Annotated in this window: 5 protein-coding genes; 3 read left to right on the top strand and 2 right to left on the bottom strand. The window is 43.3% G+C overall.

The genetic code is table 11. From position 1 onward, the window contains the following. A partial coding sequence (gene thsB / locus ACP5N5_RS05890; protein WP_428133868.1) for a thermosome subunit beta occupies positions 1 to 999 on the top strand: 999 nt, incomplete at its 5' end. A 21-nt stretch (positions 1,000 to 1,020) separates the two neighbouring features. Here the strand turns inward: thsB and ACP5N5_RS05885 are convergent. Beyond that, complete coding sequence (locus ACP5N5_RS05885) at positions 1,021 to 1,371, bottom strand: DNA-directed RNA polymerase subunit G (RefSeq protein ID WP_048058925.1); 351 nt, start codon at positions 1,369 to 1,371, stop codon at positions 1,021 to 1,023. Between the two features lie 80 nt (positions 1,372 to 1,451). Between ACP5N5_RS05885 and ACP5N5_RS05880 the strand changes: the two genes are divergently transcribed. Together ACP5N5_RS05880 and tgtA are read left to right on the top strand one after the other, a co-directional pair. Further along, positions 1,452 to 1,901: an Lsm family RNA-binding protein gene (locus ACP5N5_RS05880; protein WP_012608926.1), complete on the top strand. Its 450-nt coding sequence runs from the start codon at positions 1,452 to 1,454 to the stop codon at positions 1,899 to 1,901. 4 nt (positions 1,902 to 1,905) lie between these two features. Then, entirely contained in the window at positions 1,906 to 3,468 is a 1,563-nt protein-coding gene (gene tgtA, locus ACP5N5_RS05875; RefSeq protein WP_276814233.1) for a tRNA guanosine(15) transglycosylase TgtA, read from the top strand. Here the strand turns inward: tgtA and ACP5N5_RS05870 are convergent. Continuing rightward, the gene (locus ACP5N5_RS05870) at positions 3,425 to 4,168 is read right to left on the bottom strand and encodes a proteasome assembly chaperone family protein (protein ID WP_276814231.1); all 744 of its coding nucleotides are present in this window, start codon (positions 4,166 to 4,168) and stop codon (positions 3,425 to 3,427) included. The genes tgtA and ACP5N5_RS05870 overlap by 44 nt on opposite strands. Positions 4,169 to 4,173 lie beyond the last annotated feature (5 nt).

Genomic DNA, 4,173 nt, shown 5'->3' with positions numbered 1-4,173 from the left:
TACGGCATCGTGTTGGATAAGGAGGTTGTCCACCCGGGCATGCCTAGGAGAGTTGAGAACGCTAGGATAGTGCTCCTAGATGCCCCATTAGAGATAGAAAAGCCCGAGATAGATGCCGAGATAAGAATAAATGATCCAGAGCAATTAGAGAAATTCCTGCAACAGGAAGAAGATATACTGGTTAAGATGGTTGACAAGATAGCTAGTGTCGGCGCTAACGTGGTTGTATGTCAGAAAGGCATTGATGAGGTTGCCCAGCACTTCCTAGCTAAGAAGGGGATATTAGCCGTTAGAAGAGTTAAGAGGAGCGACCTCGAGAAACTCGAGAGGGCTACAGGCGGCAGAATAGTAAGCAACATAGAGGACTTAACACCAGAGGACCTCGGATACGCTGCACTAGTAGAGGAGAGGAAGATTGGAGAAGATAAAATGGTATTCATAGAGGGATGCAAGAACCCGAGATCCGTAAGCATAGTGATAAGGGGAGGATTAGAGAGGCTGGTTGATGAAGCTGAGAGAAGCATGAGAGATGCATTATCAGCTGTAGCGGACGCATTAAGAGACGGTAAGATTATTCCAGGCGGTGGAGCAACAGAGATCGAGCTAGCTAAATACATAAGAAGGCTTGCAACGAAGATCGGTGGTAAGGAACAGTTAGCAATAGAGGCGTTCGCGAAAGCCATTGAGGGGCTAACAGTATCACTGATTGAGAATGCTGGATTAGACCCAATAGACATGATAATGAAGCTTAGAGCTGCCCATGAGAAGGATAGCGGTAAATACTTAAGCATAGACCTCGCAACAGGCGACCTGGTAAACATGAAGGAGAAAGGTGTCATAGAGCCAGTGAGCATACTGGCTAACGCGATAAAAGCTGGTACTGAAGCAGCCACCATAATATTGAGAATAGATGACGTGATAGCGGCCAGTAAGCTCGAGAAGGGCAAAGAGGAAACCGGTAAGAAACCCGGCGAAGAAGAAAAAGAGAAAGAAGACTAAACTTATTTTTGAAGATTTAAACTACTTAACCGTTAATCCCAAATAGATTTTATCCATGGGCCTTAAATCCAGTTGGCTGGGGCTTTTTATAACAACTAGTAACCCGTGAAGCGATATAACGATCCTATATATATCCCCTATTCTACTAGTAGAGACAACATATCCGTTAGCGCAGAAGTATTTCTCGAGGCATTTCTCCTTGTCCCGTGTAATCTCGACATCAATGCTAGCACTGATCCTGGGTTGGGATACGACATCCTCATGGAGCTCGACCTCCATACTGACCGTGTTACAGGTTAGTTTTAAACGATATGTATTCGGTACCCTTAACTGCTGTATTTCATTCACAGTACAACTCTCACTAAACACCATGGCGTAGCACCCAGGTTTTTATTGTCTAAGACAAATGTAATTAAGGTATGTAATATGTTAATAAGCTTTGGTGAGCCTGAATGTCTGTTGTCGATGCTTCAAGAAGACTGGTCAGCGAGTTAGCCTCAATGATAGATAAAAAAATACGTGTCATATTAAGCGATGGAAAATACTATGATGGAATATTAATAGGTTTCGACCACCCTGGATTAAACATATTATTGAGAAACGCTGTAGACGACAAGGGGAACAGGGTTCCTAGAGTCGTGATTAAAGGTGAGAGAATCTCGGAGATAGTTATCATGGAGGAACCATTATTCAACCCCGAGGAATTCAAGGAATGGGTTCTTAGAGAAATGAAGATCCCAGAACATATGGTTAAAGTAATACCCGAGGCAAGAGTAGTAGAGGTACAGGGACGCTACAGGGTTGGTGAGGACGGTGTACTTGGCTCCGGACCTATAGCTGAGACGCTTCACAGCATTTACAAGAAATACATAGAGTACAGAAGGAAGATGATACAGGGATAGAAAGGTGTTTTTCGAGCCACGCGAATATGATTTAGCAGGTAGGATAACCAAGTTAACTACTAGGCATGGAAGTATTGAAACCCCCTATCTTTTTCCAGTCATCAACCCATTAAAGCAGGAGGTCCCACTTGATAAGCTTTTAGAGCTTGGTTTCAACGGATTAATAACAAACGCTTACCTCTTCTACAAGAGGAATAAGGGAGTAGCCAAGCCGATCCACGATGAGTTAAAGTGGAGTAAAACCATAATGACGGATTCAGGCGGCTACCAGGTCCTAATATATGGTGATGTAGAGGTCGATAATAAGACTATAGTATCATATCAGAGGCGCATAGGAGTAGATATAGGCGTGATACTGGATAAGCCCACGGGTAATAGGGCATCATATAAGGAAGCCGTTGAAAGCATCTATGAAACATATAGAAGAGCTGTTGAAGCTGCGCCACTAATATCCGATAGTGATCAGTTATGGGTGCTCCCTATCCAGGGAATACCCTATAACGAGCTTGTTGAAAGATCATCAATACTAGCGTGGAAGCTCCCCGTTTACAGCATATACGCTATAGGATCTCCTACAGTACTCCTCGAGAAATACAGTTACTCGAAAATAATCGAATCCCTTATCCTAGCTAAAAGATTACTGCCACCAGGGAAACCCATACATGTATTTGGGGTAGGACACCCGATGGCCCTCCCCTTCCTAGTAGCAGCCGGAGGAGATCTCTTCGATTCAGCGAGCTATATATTATATGCCCGCGATGATAGGTATATGACTGAGACCGGAACTAGAAACATAAGGGATCTACATTACCTACCATGCAACTGCCCTGTCTGCAGTCGTTACACCGCCAAGGAACTACTTGAGCTACCCAGACAGGAGAGAACGAGATTAATAGCCTTACATAACCTCTACATGCTCTCCAAGGAATTGAAAAACGTTAAGCAAGCCATCATGGAGGGCAGGCTCTGGGAGCTCCTGGAGTATAAGAGTAAGGGGCATCCAAGCCTCAGGGAAGCATTCAATGTCCTAGTGAAATATAGAGACCTATTGAAGCAGTATAACCCCTTATCAAAGCCGGATACGAAAGCCCTGTTTCTAATTGATAGATCGTCAACACGTAATCCCAGAGTAGAGGAAACGAAGACAAGGGTCTCCAACATCCTCGGTGACTCCTTAAGGAATAAATACATCATTGTAATCCCTGCCTATAGAAAACCATATACAAGCCAAGATGAATACCTAGACCTAGAAAACAACCTTAGAGGCAATAATTCAATACAAGTACTCTTTATACATCCATTCCTAGGAGTAATACCACCAGGGTTATCCTCAACCTATCCGTTCTATCAGCATGAATCACGGTTCACTACAAGGGATATCTCCCCGATGGAAATAGGCTCATTGCTTTCAACCCTTAGCAGACAAGGAGCCAAGAAGATAATCATAGTGGAAGCCAGCTGGTTCACTAGAAAACTATACACCAAAATACTAAGGGCTTTCCCAGACTTAAGGGATAAAATAGCTATATATAGGATAGACGAGATTTCTTCTCAGATTCCTCTATAGCCTTTTCAACTTTTTCTCTTTCAGCCTCTATAGCCTCTATAAGGGATGCCTCCTCAAGTAGTGATGAAGTATTTATTTCAACACCCAGTATACTACTTATAACCTCAACGGCTACAGCACTCGCCTTTGGATCTGGTCTATAGAGCTCTGTGTATGCTAGAATAGTTACGCCGCTTAACCCATACGCGTTCATAAACATCATTGTTAGTGCAAGTGGTCCTATTACATGTCTCTCCTCCAAGAGCTTTGCATTAAGCTTGATACCTGTGTTACCTATAGGTATCCATCTATACTTCTCATTCACATCTTCCCTTAGGCTGGGGTCTAATCCACCTACCAATATCACTTCTTTAGCACCAATATCCCTAGCCAGTTTAGCCAAGTACTCTGTGTAACTAGTCCTCTCCTTCTCGCTTGGAGTTGCATTATGCAACACGATGACAGCGTTATTACTCCCTATTTTTCCAGCATATACTTCAAATGGATACATTAATCCCCGCTCCCTACTGTACATTGTGAACTCCGGCATGTATCTTGTCTTAATGAATCCTATCTTCTGGAGTTTGAGCTCACGCACAATATGCCTCGTGGTTAGGTATCCTAGCATACCGAATCCTTGATAGCCAGTTATAAAGTATGATGGGCTTAGCTCACGTAGATCGAGTTCTGACGTCTTAACAAGGGATATCGATGAACTCATTTTTT

It is taken from the genome of Desulfurococcus sp., from assembly GCF_049970475.1.
GTDB classification, from domain to species: domain Archaea; phylum Thermoproteota; class Thermoprotei_A; order Sulfolobales; family Desulfurococcaceae; genus Desulfurococcus; species Desulfurococcus amylolyticus.
The sequence above is the reverse complement of the archived record's forward strand: the minus strand, read 5'-3'. Positions and strand labels throughout refer to the sequence as shown.